General features: G+C 35.8%; 21 protein-coding genes. 2 read left to right on the top strand and 19 right to left on the bottom strand.

Going from position 1 to position 17,484, the window contains the following annotated elements; all coding sequences use genetic code 11:
• Positions 1-58: 58 nt before the first annotated feature.
• The 5 genes from DQM45_RS07585 to DQM45_RS07605 all read right to left on the bottom strand — a co-directional run bounded on the left by DQM45_RS07585 (position 59) and on the right by DQM45_RS07605 (position 6,467).
• The gene (locus DQM45_RS07585; RefSeq protein WP_003084652.1) at positions 59-1,108 is read right to left on the bottom strand and encodes an aldose epimerase family protein; all 1,050 of its coding nucleotides are present in this window, start codon (positions 1,106-1,108) and stop codon (positions 59-61) included.
• 76 nt (positions 1,109-1,184) lie between these two features.
• A complete protein-coding gene (locus DQM45_RS07590; RefSeq protein ID WP_093959126.1) occupies positions 1,185-3,386 on the bottom strand; it encodes an alpha-galactosidase in 2,202 nt (733 codons plus the stop codon).
• A gap of 9 nt (positions 3,387-3,395) precedes the next feature.
• A complete protein-coding gene (locus DQM45_RS07595) occupies positions 3,396-4,226 on the bottom strand; it encodes a carbohydrate ABC transporter permease (RefSeq protein ID WP_003083702.1) in 831 nt (276 codons plus the stop codon).
• A gap of 12 nt (positions 4,227-4,238) precedes the next feature.
• On the bottom strand, positions 4,239-5,129 hold the full coding sequence (locus DQM45_RS07600) for a carbohydrate ABC transporter permease (protein ID WP_003085822.1): 891 nt from the start codon (positions 5,127-5,129) through the stop codon (positions 4,239-4,241).
• A 63-nt stretch (positions 5,130-5,192) separates the two neighbouring features.
• A complete protein-coding gene (locus tag DQM45_RS07605; protein WP_003085930.1) occupies positions 5,193-6,467 on the bottom strand; it encodes a sugar ABC transporter substrate-binding protein in 1,275 nt (424 codons plus the stop codon).
• A gap of 191 nt (positions 6,468-6,658) precedes the next feature.
• Between DQM45_RS07605 and DQM45_RS07610 the strand changes: the two genes are divergently transcribed.
• Positions 6,659-7,492 carry an AraC family transcriptional regulator gene (locus DQM45_RS07610; RefSeq protein ID WP_003084315.1) on the top strand — a complete coding sequence of 278 codons (834 nt, stop codon included), beginning with the start codon at positions 6,659-6,661 and terminating at the stop codon, positions 7,490-7,492.
• Positions 7,493-7,979: 487 nt separating this feature from the next.
• Here the strand turns inward: DQM45_RS07610 and DQM45_RS07615 are convergent, their stop codons facing one another.
• The 14 genes from DQM45_RS07615 to DQM45_RS07680 all read right to left on the bottom strand — a co-directional run bounded on the left by DQM45_RS07615 (position 7,980) and on the right by DQM45_RS07680 (position 17,102).
• The gene (locus tag DQM45_RS07615; RefSeq protein ID WP_003084421.1) at positions 7,980-8,525 is read right to left on the bottom strand and encodes a tRNA (cytidine(34)-2'-O)-methyltransferase; all 546 of its coding nucleotides are present in this window, start codon (positions 8,523-8,525) and stop codon (positions 7,980-7,982) included.
• A 185-nt stretch (positions 8,526-8,710) separates the two neighbouring features.
• Positions 8,711-8,953, bottom strand: a complete 243-nt coding sequence (yidD, locus tag DQM45_RS07620) for a membrane protein insertion efficiency factor YidD (RefSeq protein ID WP_039984620.1) — start codon at positions 8,951-8,953, stop codon at positions 8,711-8,713.
• A complete protein-coding gene (locus DQM45_RS07625) occupies positions 8,950-9,672 on the bottom strand; it encodes a pseudouridine synthase (RefSeq protein WP_003085222.1) in 723 nt (240 codons plus the stop codon). The genes yidD and DQM45_RS07625 overlap by 4 nt, the downstream gene beginning before the upstream one ends.
• 38 nt (positions 9,673-9,710) lie before the next feature.
• A complete protein-coding gene (gene scpB / locus DQM45_RS07630) occupies positions 9,711-10,262 on the bottom strand; it encodes an SMC-Scp complex subunit ScpB (RefSeq protein ID WP_003083598.1) in 552 nt (183 codons plus the stop codon).
• Positions 10,259-10,966, bottom strand: coding sequence for a segregation/condensation protein A (locus DQM45_RS07635; RefSeq protein ID WP_003085712.1), 708 nt, complete (start codon positions 10,964-10,966; stop codon positions 10,259-10,261). The genes scpB and DQM45_RS07635 overlap by 4 nt, the downstream gene beginning before the upstream one ends.
• Positions 10,966-11,712: a site-specific tyrosine recombinase XerD gene (gene xerD / locus DQM45_RS07640; protein ID WP_003084134.1), complete on the bottom strand. Its 747-nt coding sequence runs from the start codon at positions 11,710-11,712 to the stop codon at positions 10,966-10,968. Before xerD ends, DQM45_RS07635 begins: the two co-directional genes overlap by 1 nt.
• On the bottom strand, positions 11,705-12,172 hold the full coding sequence (gene cbpB, locus DQM45_RS07645; RefSeq protein ID WP_003085346.1) for a cyclic-di-AMP-binding protein CbpB: 468 nt from the start codon (positions 12,170-12,172) through the stop codon (positions 11,705-11,707). The genes xerD and cbpB overlap by 8 nt, the downstream gene beginning before the upstream one ends.
• Positions 12,169-12,690: a metallophosphoesterase gene (locus tag DQM45_RS07650; RefSeq protein ID WP_003083615.1), complete on the bottom strand. Its 522-nt coding sequence runs from the start codon at positions 12,688-12,690 to the stop codon at positions 12,169-12,171. The genes cbpB and DQM45_RS07650 overlap by 4 nt, the downstream gene beginning before the upstream one ends.
• Positions 12,669-13,655, bottom strand: coding sequence for a nucleoside-triphosphate diphosphatase (locus DQM45_RS07655; RefSeq protein ID WP_003084634.1), 987 nt, complete (start codon positions 13,653-13,655; stop codon positions 12,669-12,671). Before DQM45_RS07655 ends, DQM45_RS07650 begins: the two co-directional genes overlap by 22 nt.
• Positions 13,652-14,446, bottom strand: a complete 795-nt coding sequence (gene racE, locus DQM45_RS07660; protein ID WP_003083093.1) for a glutamate racemase — start codon at positions 14,444-14,446, stop codon at positions 13,652-13,654. Before racE ends, DQM45_RS07655 begins: the two co-directional genes overlap by 4 nt.
• A 172-nt stretch (positions 14,447-14,618) precedes the next feature.
• Positions 14,619-14,858 carry a YneF family protein gene (locus tag DQM45_RS07665; protein ID WP_003084275.1) on the bottom strand — a complete coding sequence of 80 codons (240 nt, stop codon included), beginning with the start codon at positions 14,856-14,858 and terminating at the stop codon, positions 14,619-14,621.
• Between the two features lie 259 nt (positions 14,859-15,117).
• On the bottom strand, positions 15,118-15,807 hold the full coding sequence (locus tag DQM45_RS07670) for a Bax inhibitor-1/YccA family protein (RefSeq protein WP_003082722.1): 690 nt from the start codon (positions 15,805-15,807) through the stop codon (positions 15,118-15,120).
• 19 nt (positions 15,808-15,826) lie between these two features.
• Positions 15,827-16,327, bottom strand: a complete 501-nt coding sequence (locus DQM45_RS07675) for an HD domain-containing protein (protein WP_003083777.1) — start codon at positions 16,325-16,327, stop codon at positions 15,827-15,829.
• A gap of 37 nt (positions 16,328-16,364) precedes the next feature.
• The gene (locus tag DQM45_RS07680) at positions 16,365-17,102 is read right to left on the bottom strand and encodes a TrmH family RNA methyltransferase (protein WP_003085870.1); all 738 of its coding nucleotides are present in this window, start codon (positions 17,100-17,102) and stop codon (positions 16,365-16,367) included.
• An 85-nt stretch (positions 17,103-17,187) separates the two neighbouring features.
• On the opposite strand from DQM45_RS07680, the gene DQM45_RS07685 reads away from it, so the two are divergent.
• Positions 17,188-17,466: an acylphosphatase gene (locus DQM45_RS07685; protein ID WP_003083602.1), complete on the top strand. Its 279-nt coding sequence runs from the start codon at positions 17,188-17,190 to the stop codon at positions 17,464-17,466.
• Positions 17,467-17,484: the final 18 nt, after the last annotated feature.

The following is a 17,484-nucleotide window of genomic DNA, read 5'->3' on the forward strand; positions in this document are numbered from 1 at the left end:
AGGATAGCAAATTTATTACTACTTAGCAAGAAATTTTATTTACTTTTTTTATCATCCCTTAAGGATGTGATTGCATTGATGGAAAACTAAACTGATACTTAATAGCATACGATTTTTTTTGTCCTTTTGACAGCCTGATATTCCCTAAATGCTCATGGGTAATTGCATCAGGCAAGGTTTGAGCTTCTAAGGCTAAACCTTCATACTTAACATTATTGCGTTGCCAACTCCGTTCAAAACGAACACCTTCTTCGGGATAATTAAAACTATAAACAACCAGCCCATTTCTGTTTGAATAGAGTGAAACTTGATCTTGACTTTCTAAATCTGTCAAAATAGCAATGGGCTGAGTAATATCATCCTTAACAACGAAAGCATCATCTAGACCTGCTGTCTGTTTAAGAGGAGTCTGCAAGCAAGTTGGAATTAAAAAATCATAAGGTGAGCCCTTTACAGGTAAGAATTGGCCAGATGGAATAAGTTCATTATTAGTTTCTAGCATTTGTTGGGAAGCGATAAATAATGAATGTTTTTCAATGGTTTCTTGAGAGCTCAAATTAAAGTAAACATGGCAAGTGGGATTAAAAAGTGTTTCCCGAGTAACTTGGTCAGCTACATAAGTTACTGATAAACTGTTATCTTTTTCCAAACGGTAGGTAGCACTCACTCGCATATCTCCTGGAAAACCATCAAGCTCTGCTCGAGCTTGATAGGTAAAGCAAACTTCCGCATAGCTGTCACTTACATTGGTATGATAGGACCAGTTTTGTTTATGAAATCCCTGTGGTCCCCCATGAATACAATTTGTATAACTATTTTGGGGAAGTTGATAGACCCCATCCGTCAGAGCAATACGCCCCCTTGAAATTCTTCCCGCCACTCGTCCAATAGATTGTCCAGCACAGATACCATTTGCCAAGTACTCACTTGGCTTTTCATGTCCTAGAACGATATTCTTATAGGTTCCATCTGTTTGAGGAACTAGATAGGCTTGCCATGTTGCACCCAAGCTTAAAAAATGTGCTCTGATACCATTTTCATTTATTAGTTGAATTTGAAAAATTTCTATACCATCAACCACTTCAATAAGAACACTTTTTACTTCCATATAAAATCCTCTTTTAGTTAACTTTCTTAAAAAGATAAGAAAAGTAAACCTTTTGAATAGTTTACCTTTCTTTTAATTATTGTTTTTCAATTGAAATTAGCAGTGATGTGAAGTCCTTTAGACCTTCCACAAAATCTTCTTTATCAATAACCAGTCCAGCATTCATTAAGGTTGCACCGGAATAGGTTTTGCTATTATTAATTTTATAAATAGCTTCTGGCTGAAGGTTCTGTAACATCAAACGTTGTCTCCCCTCATTAGATGTAACAAGTGTACGATAAAAGGCTACAAATCCTTTATCGCCATCTTCAGACATAACCTGCCATGCTGTCACTTTACTTTCAAAAGGACTTATTAAACGTGTAAATTCACCCCTTTGAAAAACATGACGATAGTTTTTATAGAACGCTATCTGATTGGCGATTGCTTTTTTTTCATCGCTATTTAATGTTGACAAGTCAAGTTCATAGCCAAAACTACCAAAATAAGCAACGTTTGCTCTAGTCGACAGAGGAGTTACTCGTTGAACCTGCTGATTTGGAACTTCTGACACATGACATCCCATACTTGAAAGTGGATAAACCATTGACGTCCCATATTGAATTTTAAGTCGTTCTATAGCATCTGAATTATCACTTGTCCAAGTTTGTGGAGCATAATAGAGCATCGCAGGATCAAAACGCCCGCCCCCACTTGAGCAAGATTCAAATAACACATTTGGAAATTCACTAGTTAAGGCATCATATAGCCGATAAAGATTTAAAATATATCGATGGAATAGCTCCCCTTGCTGCTGTGAAGAATGTAGTGGACTAAAAACTTCACTCATGTAACGATTCATATCCCATTTAATATAATCAATCTCATGATTAGCTAAAAGCTGATGTAATTGCTGATAAATATTCTGATAAACCTCTTCATTGGCAAGATTGAGCGTATATTGAAATCTTCCATGAGATGTATTGCGATCGGGGTGATGAAAAATCCAGTCAGGATGTTCTCTATATAAATCACTGTCTTTATTCACCATTTCAGGTTCTATCCACAAACCAAAGGACATACCCATTTCATGGATAGACTCTATCAAACCAGTAAGACCATGTGGTAGTTTTTCTAAATTAACAGTCCAATCTCCTAATCCAGATCGGTCGCTATTTCTCTTTCCAAACCACCCATCATCCATCACAAACAGTTCTATCCCTACAGATGCAGCTTCTTTAGCTAAAGTTAGAATCCGTTCTTCATCAAAGTCAAAAGTCATTGCTTCCCAGTTATTAAGTAGAACAGGTCTCGGTGTATCACGCCACTTCCCTCTTACCAACCTTTGACGAAATAGACTGTGGAAAGTCTGGCTCATTCCATTTAATCCACAATCACTATAAACCATGACAACTTCCGGTGTAGTAAATGAGGCACCCTTTGACAAAAGCCATTCAAAATTTTCTGGATGAATTCCAAAATTAATGCGTGCCTCGTCATAAGGACTGACATCAATCTGTCCAATAAAATTACCACTATATACTAATGAAAAACCAAATACCTCTCCAAAATTTTCATTGGCATCTCCCCTTAGTAAAGCTAGAAAAGGATTGTGCTCTGCACTACTAGCTCCTTTTAGACTATAAATCGAATGACAGCCTTGCTTTAAAGGAACGACACTGACATGCCTTTCACGACCCCATGCCCCATCTAGATGCAAACATTTAAAATTCGAATCTAATAAATCTAAACTCATAGATAAGGCCTTTTCGAGGACAATATCTTCATCGCCAAGTTGTTCAAAGCGTGCATGACGTGTAATGACTGGTCGATCTTCATAAAGGGTATAAGTCAATTCTAATAGCGTCTGAGAATAATCGTCTCGCAGCTGAACTTTTAGTGTCTCTGCTTCCTCATCACTGTCAACATAAGTTGAGGGCAAATCCTCCAAAGAGGGCTTCCCTTTTTGAATCTGAAAATCATAAAACTTGAAATCTGATAAACGACTTCCATCCTTTGTCTTGATCATAAAAGCAGCATTTGCATAATCGCCTGTTCCAAACGAAGGGTATTCTTGACGAGTGTGTTGTAATGAAAACGTTGGTTCTTCTTCCGATACAAATGAAGTCAATGAACGGTATTCACCTTCTATAAATTGTAAATACGATTCCTCAGGATTAACTCGTTTACCATAGTAAAGGTGGCCCAGCTGGCCATTAGATAAGACACAAAAAACATAGCTCACTTTGTTATTGTAAAGATGAAATTCTTTGGTTTTAGGGTTAAATTTAATTGACATATTTTACTCCTATAATTTTCCTCCAGAGGAAGCAACGCCCTGAATAAATTGTTTTTGAAAAATAAGATAAATAATTACCATTGGCCAAATCGCCAAAACACTAGCAGCCATTAATTGTGGATAATTAGTTGCATATGCTCCTTGGATTTTTGATAAGGCACTTGATAAGGTTGCTGATTCTGCTTCTGAATTGATAATTAATGGCCACAACAAATCTTTAAATGCAAATAAAGCAGTGAAGATGGCTAAAGCTATTAGACCGGACTTAGCAAGTGGTAGCATAATCTTAAAAAATGTTTGTCCTATATTACAACCGTCCAGCTCCGCAGCCTCTTCTAATTCTTTTGGTAAACTTACAAAAAATTGTCTTAATAGGAATGTGCCAAAAGCTGACACTAATCCTGGAAAAACTAGAGCAAAAACAGTATTTCGCATACCTAGACTGTTAATCATAAGATATTGCGGAATAACAAATAGTTGTGGAGGAACCATCATTTGGAAAAGTACTAGACCAAATAAGAAATTTCTACCGGGAAAGCGTAGGCGAGCGAAAGCATACGCTGCCATTGCACTGAATAAAACTGAACTGATAATTCGCCATAACATCATTAAAATCGTATTGAGGTATAAAATAACGAAATTATTTTGTCGAATAACTTCTGAATAATTGCTAAACTGCCAAACATGTGGAAAAATTTTGAATGGATTCATTTGAGTGGATTCCGATACGGTTTTAAAGGAAGTTAAAATCATCCATATAAATGGTACTACCATTCCTAAAGCGATAAAAATAAGAAATAGATGTAACCCTAACTTTGAAAAATATTTTTTTGACTGCATGTCTGCCCCTTTCTAGTGATAGTGAACCCATTTCTTCTGCACCTTCATCTGAATACCAGTAATAACCATAATAATGATGAGTAAGAGCATCACAATCGTTGCACCATAACCTCTGTCAGCATATTTAAAGGACTGATTATAAAAAAGGTAAACTAAAGAAACTGTGTTTTGATATGCTGGACTAGTCACACTTTGAACCATATAAATAGAGTCAAAAACCTGCATCGATGAAATGATATTGGTTACAATGACAAAAAATAAGGTAGGTGAAACCAGAGGCAATGTGATATAAAAGAACTGTTTTATCGGACTTGCACCGTCTATGACTGCAACTTCGTAATAATCTTTTGGAATTTCTTGGAGCCCAGCCAAAATCAATATCATCCCGTAGCCTACTGAACTCCAAATACCAATAATAGCAATCGAGTACATAGCTATTTTAGGATCCTTCAACCAATCAATAGCCCCAATTCCTATTTTAGATAACATAAAGTTGATTAATCCAAAATCCTCGTTATAAAGCCATTTCCAAACCATAGTAACTGCTGCAGGAGCTGCTACCATTGGTAAAAAATAAATTGTCCTATAGAGATGTTTACCTTTAATATTTGCATTCAAAATACTTGCTAGTATTAGAGCTAGAATAACCATTATAGGAACTACTAGTAATGTATATAGAATTGTATTCCAGGTTGCTTGCCAGACTTGTTGATCCTCTAGTAATCGTTTATAATTTGCTAACCCAATAAATATATCTCCTCTCCCAAAATCCCCACTTTTAAAAAAACTCATCTTTAAAGTTTGTAGAATAGGGATAATATTCAGGATAACTAAACCAATTATGGTCGGTGCTACAAATAGTAAGCCCCAAAAAGTTTGTTTTCGTTTTTTATAATTTTTCATTGCCTCATCTCCTATCAAAAACTGGAGAAGATTTTTCAATTTTCTCCAGCTTTAAATAAATGGCTATTTTTCTGACTCTAATTCTTCATTCATCATTTTAGCTGTTTTCTGGGCTGCTTTTTCGACAGATTCTTTCCCAAGGTAAGCCGGTTTTAGGGTTTCATATGCTTTATCTTCCCACTTGGTCGTTGCATTTGAGTATGGACGAATTTGAGCGTAGTCCAACATATCAATAAAGTGTTTTATCTTAAAGTTCTTGTTGGAATCTACCCAAGTATCCGATGTCCCTTTATACGCAGAGATTGCAACACCAAGTTTAGCTTGCATAACTTGTCCTTCTTTTGAACTTAGATATTCTACCCATTTCCATGATTCTTTAGGATGTTTCGTATTAGCAGAGATTGCATTCCCTAGACCATTAAATATAGTTGCTCGTTTTTCTCCTTTTGGCAAAACAGCAACATCAACGTTTGCCTTAATATAATCGTTTTGACTAAAAGAACTTAAGTTCCAAGAGCCAAAGTAACCCATCGCAACTTGTCCATTCTCAAGAGCTTCCACGCTGGCCTTATCATCAGTAACCTTAGGGGATAGCCCTTCATCTACAAAACTATTGTAGAACTTAAGAGCTTCCACAGTTTTAGGATCGTCATAGCCGGATTTTTTATCTTTAGTGATGATAGTTCCACCATTTTGATAGACAAAATTATAGTATCCTGACTGATTCTGTAAAGGAGCAAGGAACCCATATTGATGTTTATCTGCTTTTGTCAGACGTTTAGCGTTCTCTTTCAATGTCTGCCAATCCCAAGTTTCGTCCGGATATTTAATACCAGCTTCATCGAACATTTTCTTATTATACCAAAGGCCTATTGTATCAAAGTCTTTAGGAATAGCATATTGGTGGCCCTTAATAGCATAAATAGAGGTTAAATCTTTAGGAAAATGACTTAATGATACCATCTTGCTAGACTTAATATAATCATCAAGATTTAGCAACATTTCGTTAGCACCATAACGGTAGATTTCATTTGAATGCATCCAGAAAGTATCAGGTAATGAGCCTCCTGTTGCACCAGCTTCCAGCATCGTCCAGTAAGTATCCCAGGAAACAACCTGAATATCTACTTTAATTTTTGGATTTTTTTCTTCAAATTTATCAGCTATTTTACGAATCCCAGGTTCTTGACCTGAATCCCAAATAGCATATGAGATGGTTGTTTTCCCATCTTTTGTTGTAGAACTTTCTGTTTGTTTTTTATCCTTATCTGAACAAGCAGCTAAAGATAAGCCTAAACTAAAGAGTAGAATACCTAAGCCTAACTTTCTCATTTTCATTTTCGTCTTCCTCCTGAAAATCGAATATATTTATGTTATATTCATTATAGAATGTAACCGCTTCCTTTTGAATCTCTTGTTTTGACTTCCTTTATATTAAGTTGCGTTTTTTTTAGATTTCCTCAAATAAAATGTCACAAATACAAATATTTTTGGTAAAATGAGTTTATCATTCATGAAAGAGGATACATATGTCAACTCCAAAATTTTTCCTATTTAATAACACATCATATATGGATTTTTATCCTATACAGTTTGGATACGAAGATTGTGATCCCTTTCATTCCTTTGGACCTTCTGTTAGAAAACATTACATTTTTCATTACATTACTGAAGGGGAAGGGACATTATATATTAGTGAGGCTAATAAACATTATGTTCTTAAAGCAGGACAAGGCTTTTTAATTCCTCCTCATCTTATTTCCAGTTATGAGGCAGATGCTGATAATCCTTGGTCATATATGTGGATTGAATTCAGTGGTATTAAAGCTTACCATTATATCCAACAAGCAGGACTTGATAAGGGGCATTACGTCTTTGAGCAATCAAAATCTCCAAAAGAAAGTTTAGTATACAATTATTTAAAAGAGTTAATTGATGGTCATGATAAACGCTCTTCATATATCATTGCCAAAACTTATCTATTTATTGATGCGTTAATTGAGGAGTCTCAATCACAAACTGTTACATCCCATGACGATATTAAAGAATTCTACATCAGAGAGGCACTGAATTTTATAGAACGAAATTATGAAAATAATATTTCCGTTGAAACTATTGCTAACCATTGTAATTTAAACAGACATTATTTTAGTAGGCTTTTCAAAGAGAAGATGAACATTTCCCCACAAACCTTTTTAATTTCTTATCGACTAAGTAAATCCTGCGAACTATTAAGACATACTAACATGTCTTTACAAGAAATTGCTGAAGCAGTCGGGTATTCCAATCAGTTTAATTTTTCAACTGCATTCAAACGTCACTACAATCTGTCTCCACTCCATTGGCGAAAACACCATAGTTAATATCTCCTATTTCCCTAGCTATCACTTCCTCTTATTTTTTACCAATAGAATAGATACTGAAAAAAGCTTCCTTAGCACTATTCTCTAAGGAAGCTTTTTTCTATTGATACAGTTTAGCCAGCACTTATATCAGAATAAAATAGGTACTAAAAACTTATTGCTAGTCTATAAACTTAATAAGTACCTAACTGACAATCATTAATTCTAAAGTATAATATATAACTTACTTAGCCTCTCTCAAGATAAGAAAATTAAAAAAACAAGGTAGGTCACACAAACCTCCTTGCCACTAAAAATAAGCTCATATATACTTATCTATTCAAAAACTTCACGTCAAATACTATCCAACCATTAGTATTTCCAAGACGCTAAGCAATCATCACTCAATAATACTCAATAAAATTTTAAAAATAAAACTACTTACAACTCGAATAATATATCTAAAAAGAAGATAAAATAAGAAAGTCAATTTGCGACTTTTTGTCACTTATTTTAATTTATCATATTCGTAGACGTGGTCTAGTTCTAGCCCTTCAAAAGCCTGTTGTCTAAGTGCTTCGTAAACAATCATGCAAACCGTATTCGAAAGATTTAGACTCCTAACGTGTTCATCGTTCATGGGTATACGTAGCGCTTTTTCAGGATATTTTCTCATAAATGCTTCGGGTAACCCTTTGTCTTCGCGTCCAAATAAAAAGTAATGTCTCTGACCATCATCAAAATGTTCATCAGAATAGACCTTACTTGCAAATTTACTAATCAGATGCAATTGACCATCACACTTATCTAAAAAGTCTTCTAGATTATCATAAAAACGAACGTCCAATTTTTCCCAATAATCAAGTCCTGCACGTCTCATCTTACGATCATCAATAGGGAAACCCATAGGTTTAATAATATGTAATGGTGCATTTGTAGCAGCACAAGTTCGAGCAATATTCCCAGTATTTTGAGGAATTTGGGGTTCAAAAAGTACAATATGGTTTTTAGAATTTACTTCTCGGTATTGGCTATGTTCAATATCAACTGTCATCATCTTTCCTCTTTTACTCATCAAAAAACCACACTGCCCGGAGTTAAACTCAGCAGACAATGTGGTTGGTGGTGATTCATTAACTTAAATCATAACAGGTTTGATTTAAACCAACGAATGCTTATTTTTTATTATAACACTTTAACAATCCTTGTCAATGCTTTTATTTGAAAAACAACTGTTTTTTAGTGCTTGCGATTGCGTTTGAGACTAAAATAGTCAGGAACAGGATCATCTCCACCGTCCACAAAAGGATGACAACGGAAAATACGAGCGATTCCCATCAATACCCCCTTTATACCATGTTTCTCAATAGCCTGAATCATATAAGTTGAACATGTTGGTCTATAGCGACATGATGGCGGAAAAAGAGGTGAAATAAACCTTTGGTACAAACGAACCACATAAATCAGAAAAGTCTTAATCATTTATCAGTTACCGCTGCATTATGTAGTTGACTAACCTCTTTTTTATTAAGACGTCTAGCTTCTCCAGGACGTAAACCAGTTAAATCAAGTGTTCCAAAACGAGTTCGTGACAACTTATCTACTAAAAGTCCAACCGACTCAAACATTTTTTTCACTTGGTGATTACGTCCTTCATGAATAGTTAATTCAACAATAGAGCGATTTTTATCAGCTTCTACTCGAATAATATTGTAGCGTGCAGGCTTAGTTTTCTTACCATCAATAACCACACCACGTGTCAGTGGACGGAGATTTTCCTTAGTAGCGATACCTTTGACCCGAGCCAAATAAACTTTATCAATTTCATTACGAGGGTGAATCATTTTATCTGTAAAATCACCATCGTTTGTCAAAATCAAAAGGCCAGAGGTATCCCAATCCAAACGTCCAACAGGATAAATACGTTCCTTAACTTGTGGTAATAAATCAATAACCGTTTTTCGTCCCTTATCGTCAGAAACACTTGAAATGACGCCACGTGGTTTATTTAGCAAATAATAGACTTTCTCTTCATTATAGATAGGACTACCTTCTACTTCCACCACATCACCAGACTTGACAATCGTTGCTAAATCTGTAATAACTTGGCCATTTAACGTTACCAAACCCTGCTTGATTAACTCTTCTGCTTTTCTACGACTGGCAACACCAGCATGGGCAATATACTTATTTATTCTCATTTTTTCTCTTTTCTTTTGAAAATTCCACAGGTGCGCAGTTAATCATTGTTTTGAAAAAGAGCAATCTCTTGATCTTCAATTTCTAAACTCGACACGTCTATTAAGTCGTCCAAGTGATTAATCCCCATATAATCCAAGAAATAATCAGTTGTGACATATAAATTTGGGCGTCCAATTACTTCTTTTTTGCCAGCCTCTTTTACCAGCTCAAAGGCAAGCAACTTACTCAAAGCACCACTTGAATTAACACCTCTAATATCATCAATTTCTAAACGTGTTATAGGTTGCTTATAAGCAATAATGGAGAGAACTTCTAGACTTGCTCGTGATAAACTTTGATTAATCGGTGCTTTCGCAAAGCTCCTTAATAATTCGGCATAGGCATCTTTAGTAACCAACTTGTAAGTTTGGGCTGATTCCATTAAACAAAGAGCTGAATCTGCATCTTCTTCATATTTTTCAGCTAATTTTTCCATTTGTTGTTGCAGTGCTGTCGGTGTTAGATGGATTAAGTTTGCTAGCTGTCGCAAACTCAAGCCTTCTTCTCCGGAAACAAAGAGCAATGCTTCAATTTGTGATAAATGAGTCATGACATTTCCTTTATTAAAATGATATCTGCAAAATTATCTGCTTGCTGAACTTTAGCTACTTGAACCTTGATTAATTCTAGTGTCGCTAAAAATAAAGTAATGACTTCATTGAGACTAGTACATTCTTTAAAGACATCAGTGAGAACAAGCTGTTTTTGCTGGTTTAACTTACCTTCCAAATGCTCCATCATGTCTTCAATAAGAAAATCCTCACGCTCAATAACTGTATGATTTTGTTTGAATTCTTCTTGTTTGACAGCCATTATTTTCGAAAAGGCTAAAAAGAGATCTGTAATGGTTTTGTCTTCTCGTAAGACAGTATCTTCAAAAATCAATTCTTGTTTTGGTTTAGAATAAAACAGCGCTCTATGATTATGTTGCTCTCCTAAAGCTTGACTCAACTCTTTAAAGCGGCTATATTCCTCAATTTTGCTCAAAAGTGCGAATTCTGGATTATCAGCTTCTGGTTCAGCTTCGACAATTTTAGGTAAAAGGCGACGGCTTTTAATCAACATAAGCTGACTAGCCATCAACATATATTCCCCTGCTAATTCTAACTTCATAGCCTGAAGTGTCTCAATGTAACTTAAATATTGTTCAATGACTTCTACAATAGGAACTTCGTAAATATCAACTTGATATTTGGAAACTAAATGAAGGAGTAAATCTAAGGGGCCTTCAAAATCTTTTAATTTTATATCCATTACATTTTGTAGTACTTTTCTAGTGTGATAGGACTTTTCAATCCTAGAAGTTGACTCAATTCCAACAGTGACTTACCAGCTGCTTTTTCTTTAAGTATATAGTGATGACGCAGATCTTGAGCATTTAAATGTGAACAGCCAATAGTGATTAAAAAAGCCTTTAATTGCGTAAAAAACCATTGACGTGAAAAAGCTTGACCTTTATGGTCAAAGAGAAAAAGAGCATCGTTATCAAGAATAGACTCTAAAAAAGGCAAAAGTACTTTTGGCAATTGTAGTACACGAACATTACCTTGACGGTAAATCCGTAAACTCTGAAAAGCTAAAGAACAATCTGCTACCTTTATTATTGCAATTTCACTTGGTAAAAGGCCTAGTTCTAGGATTAGCAAGGCAATAGTTTGACCAATCTTTTCTGTTGAGTCCTGATAGAAAAGCTGCCTATCCAAATTTTGTTTCTCTATCTGACTTGTATCATTCTGGCTAATCTTCTCATCAATACGGAGATAGCTATTGTAATTTCCAGATTGATAAAGGAAGAGAAGAAACTGATTGACTGTTGAAAATTTTCGACGTTTGGCCGACTTACTCAAATGAGCAATTTGTTGCTTATACAAGGTTAGCCTTTCTTGGCTTAGTTTTTCTGAGATCATGTTAACAAATTGCAATAAATCATAGCGATAAGCTGATTTAGTATTGTCAGATAAGTGTTTTTGCTCAAGGAAAACTTCTACCAGGTTAATCATCTTTTTTTGAAATCCTAAAATCATCTGTAAAGTCATGCAATAGGCTATTTAAAGCCTTAAGAATTGACTTACGCGTAATAATACCCACAAAAATATCTTGATCATTAACAACTGGTAAAAATGGATAATCAACTAATTTATGCATAATCAGTGTCAAACTAGCCGTATTGCGGATTGACTCAATTTTAGTATTAACCATTTCTCCAATATCAGTCTGGTTCAACTCCCAATCTGTTAATTGTTTCTTAACCTGATAGCTTAGAATATCTGAGATACTAATTGTTCCCTTAAAATGACGATCTTTTGTCAAAACAGGAACTCTGGAAAAGCCATTATTAACCAGTAATAGCATGACATGATCAGAATTATGAGTATCAATAAAAATGGCTAAATCATCTGCTGGTATTAGATAACTATCTAAATGTTGTAAAATAAAATCTTCAAATTCTTTTGCGATCATCGTTTAAATTCCTTAGTCAGTGACGGGTAAAGGCTATGATCTCGAGTCAAATAATCAACTTTGATGGCATCATCAGCCAATTCGATACGAGCATACAGCTTTTCGTTAACCTCTCCACGAGGTTGCGACACGGATCCAGGATTAACAAAAAGGGTTTTTCCAAGTTTCCAAGCCGCTGGACGATGCAAGTGTCCATACAGACATAGATCTGCATCAACTTCTTGTGCAAAATAGTCAAGCTTATCCCAAGTGAAATTGATATTATACAAGTGTCCATGTGTTTGAGCAATGGTAAAGGAGTCTAGCTTTGTCACTAAGCGATCTGGATACCCTATATCATAATCACAATTTCCACCTACCACATAGACCCCATCCCAAATAGAGTCTGAACTTTTCAATTCAGAATCTCCATTATGAAAAATGGCGTCCACTTGACCAATATATTTGTCTTTAATAGCTTGAATAATATCTCGATCTCCATGAGAATCACTCATTACTATAATTGTTTTGCTTGCCACGATGGAAAGACCTCCATTAATTTTCGAACAGCTTGACCTCTATGCGATAATTGATTCTTTTCTTCAGCTTCTAGTTCAGCTGCATGACGGCCAGTCTCACCGACAATAAAGAGAGGATCATAACCAAAGCCATGATTACCTTTTGGTTGAAAGGCAATATAACCGGGCCAATCTGCCTCAACAACAAGACTTTCTTTATCCGGTGCAGCTACTACCAAGGTTGAATGAAATTGCGCTGAACGATCTTTTTGATCAAAAACCATAGCTAATTCATGCAATAATTTAGCATTATTACGGTCATCTGTGGCATCAGGTCCTGAAAAACGAGCTGACCAAACACCTGGAAGTCCCCCCAAGGCATCCACTTTCAACCCCGAGTCATCTGCCAAGACCATTTTTCCTGTTAGGTGTGAAATCGTTTCTGCTTTCAAGCGAGCATTTTCTTCAAAGGTTACACCAGTTTCCGCGACCTCTGGCAAATCGGGATAATCGTTAAGATTTTCTACACGATAACCGAGATCAGCAAACAAACGACGGAATTCTTTGGTTTTTCCCTCATTTCGTGTAGCAATCAAGATTGTTTCGCCAACTCCTTTTCTGCTATCAGGGAAAAAGGCAGCCATTGATACGCCACCTTCCGGGAGATAGACAGCAAGTAACTTTTCATCCTCACTTAATAAGATAGCTCCTGCATGGCGATCCACCTTGATTTCGCGCTTAGTTTCTTGATTGATCATATCAACAATAAAAGAAAGGAGTGAAAAAGGAGATTGGTAGCGAAGCACTGAAACATCATAGCCCTTAGGATTTTCCCAGTCTAGTTCAGTAGAAATACCATCTAAAAGATCATCTATTTTTTTGACCATTATCTGGTCTACTCCCCAACCAGAGACCATATTATGACCAGTCATTTTTCCGATAAACCAGTTATCCTTGTCTTTATACTCGTAAATTTTTTCACTCATAAGGTCACATGCTCCACATTTATTTTTCGTTTTAACCATACTGAGGCAATCTCTTGAAAGGTTTCAGGGCTTGCCGTTGTGTAAAAATAGTGTCTCACTTTTTCTTGATAACGACCACTGTTGATCTCAAAGTAATTTAAGAGAACAGAGATATCCCGTACACACTCTGCTCCACTATCAATCAACTTGACTGATGGTCCCATAACGTTTTGAATAATAGGACGAAGTAAGGGATAATGAGTACAACCTAAGACCAAAGTATCTACCTTTCCAACCAAGGGTGCTAAAGTTTCATAAACCACTTTTTTAGCTACGCTAGATTGTATTTCATTGGACTCAACAATGGGTACAAATTTAGGACAAGCTAAGCTAGTCACCTCGACAGCTGGTGCTAGTAATTGAATTTTTTGGCGATAAATATCTGATATTACGGTCATTGGAGTCCCAATCACACCTACACGGCCATTTGTTGTTGACTTAATTGCAGCACTTGAACCAGGTAAAATAACACCTAAAACAGGGATGTCTAATGCTTCTTTGACTTCTTCCCAAGCAACCGCCGTTGCTGTATTACAAGCAAAAACAATCATCTTAACATTTTTCGTCATCAAAAAATTAACGAGTTCCCAAGTGTATTCTTTAATTTGTTCGGCTGGCCTTGGGCCATATGGTGCTCTTGCAGAGTCACCGATATATACGATATTCTCATAAGGGAGTTGACGCATTAACTCTCGAACAACTGTTAAACCACCAACTCCAGAATCTAGAAAACCAATCGGTCTATTATCCATTTAAACTACTTCCTAATTGACACGAAAAAAACTCAGCTGCTTAGCCAACTGAGTTTTTCTTCCAACTCTGAACAGTTGACATATCCTCTCGAAAATATAAATTAAGAAGTTTTTTCATATCAATGACTGTTCACATAATCATAAAGAATTGTTTAACTTTTCTTTACGTTGATTATTTCCCTTTAGCTGTAGCAGCCTTAGATTGTTTCACAATATTACGGTAGGTTTGTTGGATTTTAGCTTCACTTGGTTTTTGACCCATCTGGCTCATCATTTCCCTAATAGCTTCTGGAGTCAAACGAGGATGTTCTCCTAGTTCTTTTTCAATTTGCTTGCGGGCAATGTACATCCCGCCAAATAAACCAGCTGTAAGCGCAAGAATAATTAATAAAATCCAAATTGTTGTAGACATTTTCTTTGATTTCTCCTAGTTCTTTATTCCACTCATTATATCAAAAATTTACCTTATTTACAAATGACAAAAACAGTAGAACTTTCTTCTCAAAGGAAAAGTCAAAATTTCTAATAGTAACAAACTAAGTTGTCCAATTAGTTGATTTTCATAAAACCAGCCACTACTACCAGTAGCATCATACACTATATAAGCCAATTAAATTAACCTATTAATAGCATAATAAAAACTAGCCTTCAGCGAGGCTAGTTAGGCAAAATTAGTCATTACGACCAAAAATACGAAGCAAGCTAATAAATAAGTTAATAAAATCTAAATAGAGACTTAAGGCCATAGCAACTGCCCAGCCATCTCCAACCTGACCATTAGTAGCTTGATAAACAGCTTTAATACGATTATTGTCAACTGCAATTAGACCTGAGAAGATTAATACTGAAACAATACTAATAATAAAGTTCAAACCTCCACTACCGATAAATAAGTTAACAACACTTGCCACAATAATTCCAATCAAAGCAGCCATCAATGCTTTACTAAAACCCGATAAATCCTTTTTAGTAAGTAATCCAATCATTGACATTGTAAAGAAAACGGCCGCAGATGAAATAAAGGCTTGAAGAACAGTTGTTTGTGTATAAGCAGCAATGATAAAGCTTAATGTAAAACCATTTAATGCTGAATAGAAGAGGAAAAGAGGCAAGGCCATAGGAGTATTACGTTGCGCAGCCCCACTAGCCAAAAATACCAAAACCAATTCTAATATAATAGCACCATAATAAACAAATGGATGGTTTGCAATAATAGCAACTAGATTATCTCTAAAAGGATATAGCATTAGGTAGGATACAAAGGCAGATAAGCCTACACCTGCTCCCACCAATCCATATATCTTAGCAAAAAATTGGCTAAGACCAGTGTCTGTTTCCGAATAAATAATATGATCGTTCATAAATTTCTCCTTTAAATAATTATCGATTATGACTGTTTAAAGTTTTACGCTTGAAAAAGCGACGATTTGCCCACCGGTTGCGCATGGGAGTGACTGCTTCCTTAATTGCCCAATACTTATCAACCATCGTTACAATATAACTTTCACGATAGCGAGGAAAAGCTACTGTAGCTCCCCACATATGTTTTAAGATAATATCTTCTTCTCGCTTGTTAATATCTGTTAATTTTTTGGCATTACGTAGGGCAATTCTTGGATGAACCCAAGCATGACTCTTATTGAATTTTGTGACACGCCAATCATAGTAAAAGAAATCGTGTAAGAGACCACCGCGGGCTGTGCTTTTAGCATCCCAACCAAATCGCTTAGCAAGTTTATAGCTGGTATATGCGACATTGATAGAATGTTCTAAACGGGTTGAATGCTGATGTTGAACAATTGATTCTAGTTTTTGAAATTTTGGATGATTGATTAAGTGTCCAACATGTTCCATAAATTCTTGGTCATTAGTATAATCCATTAGTTATCACCTCGTGTAGGTATTATACCACATTCCCTTAAATCAAGCTGAAAATAAGGATTCCGGCAGCTACAGCCACATTCAAACTTTCTGCCTGTCCAGGCATCGAAATATGTACCAACTGGCTAGAGTGCTCTGCCATTTTGGTACTAATCCCTTGTCCTTCATTACCCATAACTAATATGAAATCTGTTAAAGTTCCCAGTTGTTTGTAATCAATAGATTGTTCTGACAAGGTAGTAGCTAAAATAGGCATCTCTTTAGACTTCATTGTCTCACAAAAGGCATAGATATCCGTACGCCAAACTGGTATATGATAATGGCTTCCCTGCATAGAACGTAAGGTTTTTTGGTTAAAGATATCAGCTGACTTTTCGGAGAGAAGGACACCATCAAAGCCCGCGGCATCAGCTGTACGGATCATTGTTCCTAAGTTACCAGGATCCTGAACATCTTCCAACAAGAGATATTTCCCTTTCCCTATACTTGGTAGGTCTAGTTGTTCTTGTTTAACTTCAGCAACTATCCCTTGAGGTGTTGGAGAGTCTGTCAGTTCCTTTAGAACTTCTGGTGTTACAACAATAACCTTACCATCAGCAGCAACTCTGTCGACATAATCTTCCAGTACAAAAATATGTAAAAAGCTTACTTGAGCTTTTTTGGCCTCTTCAAACAAATGCCAGCCTTCAATAAGATAGGAATCTTTGCGGTATTTCTTGTGCAAGAGTTTTTTACTTTGTTTGATAATTGGATTTGCTTTAGAACTTATTTTCATATCTCTATTATAGCATATCTTTTTAGCCAGTTTAAGATATTAGAAAAGTCTACATATGTTATAATATGAAAAAGGAGGCTCTAAAATGAAAAAAGTTCATTTGACTGTTTCGGGTAAAGTTCAAGGTGTCGGTTTTCGATATAGCACTTATTCCCTAGCCCTGCAAATAGGGGGCATCTATGGTCGTGTCTGGAATAATGAGGATGGGACGGTAGGCATTTTAGCGCAGGCGGCCGATTCTCACAAAATCGCTTCTTTTATTCAAGAAATCCGCAAAGGGCCTTCCAAATGGTCCAAAGTCACTTATGTAGATGTCAAAATGGCAAATTTTGAAGACTATCATGATTTTAAAATCTCCAACTAAAATCATCCTACGGAAGTA

This window comes from Streptococcus porcinus, from assembly GCF_900475415.1.
GTDB lineage: Bacteria > Bacillota > Bacilli > Lactobacillales > Streptococcaceae > Streptococcus > Streptococcus porcinus.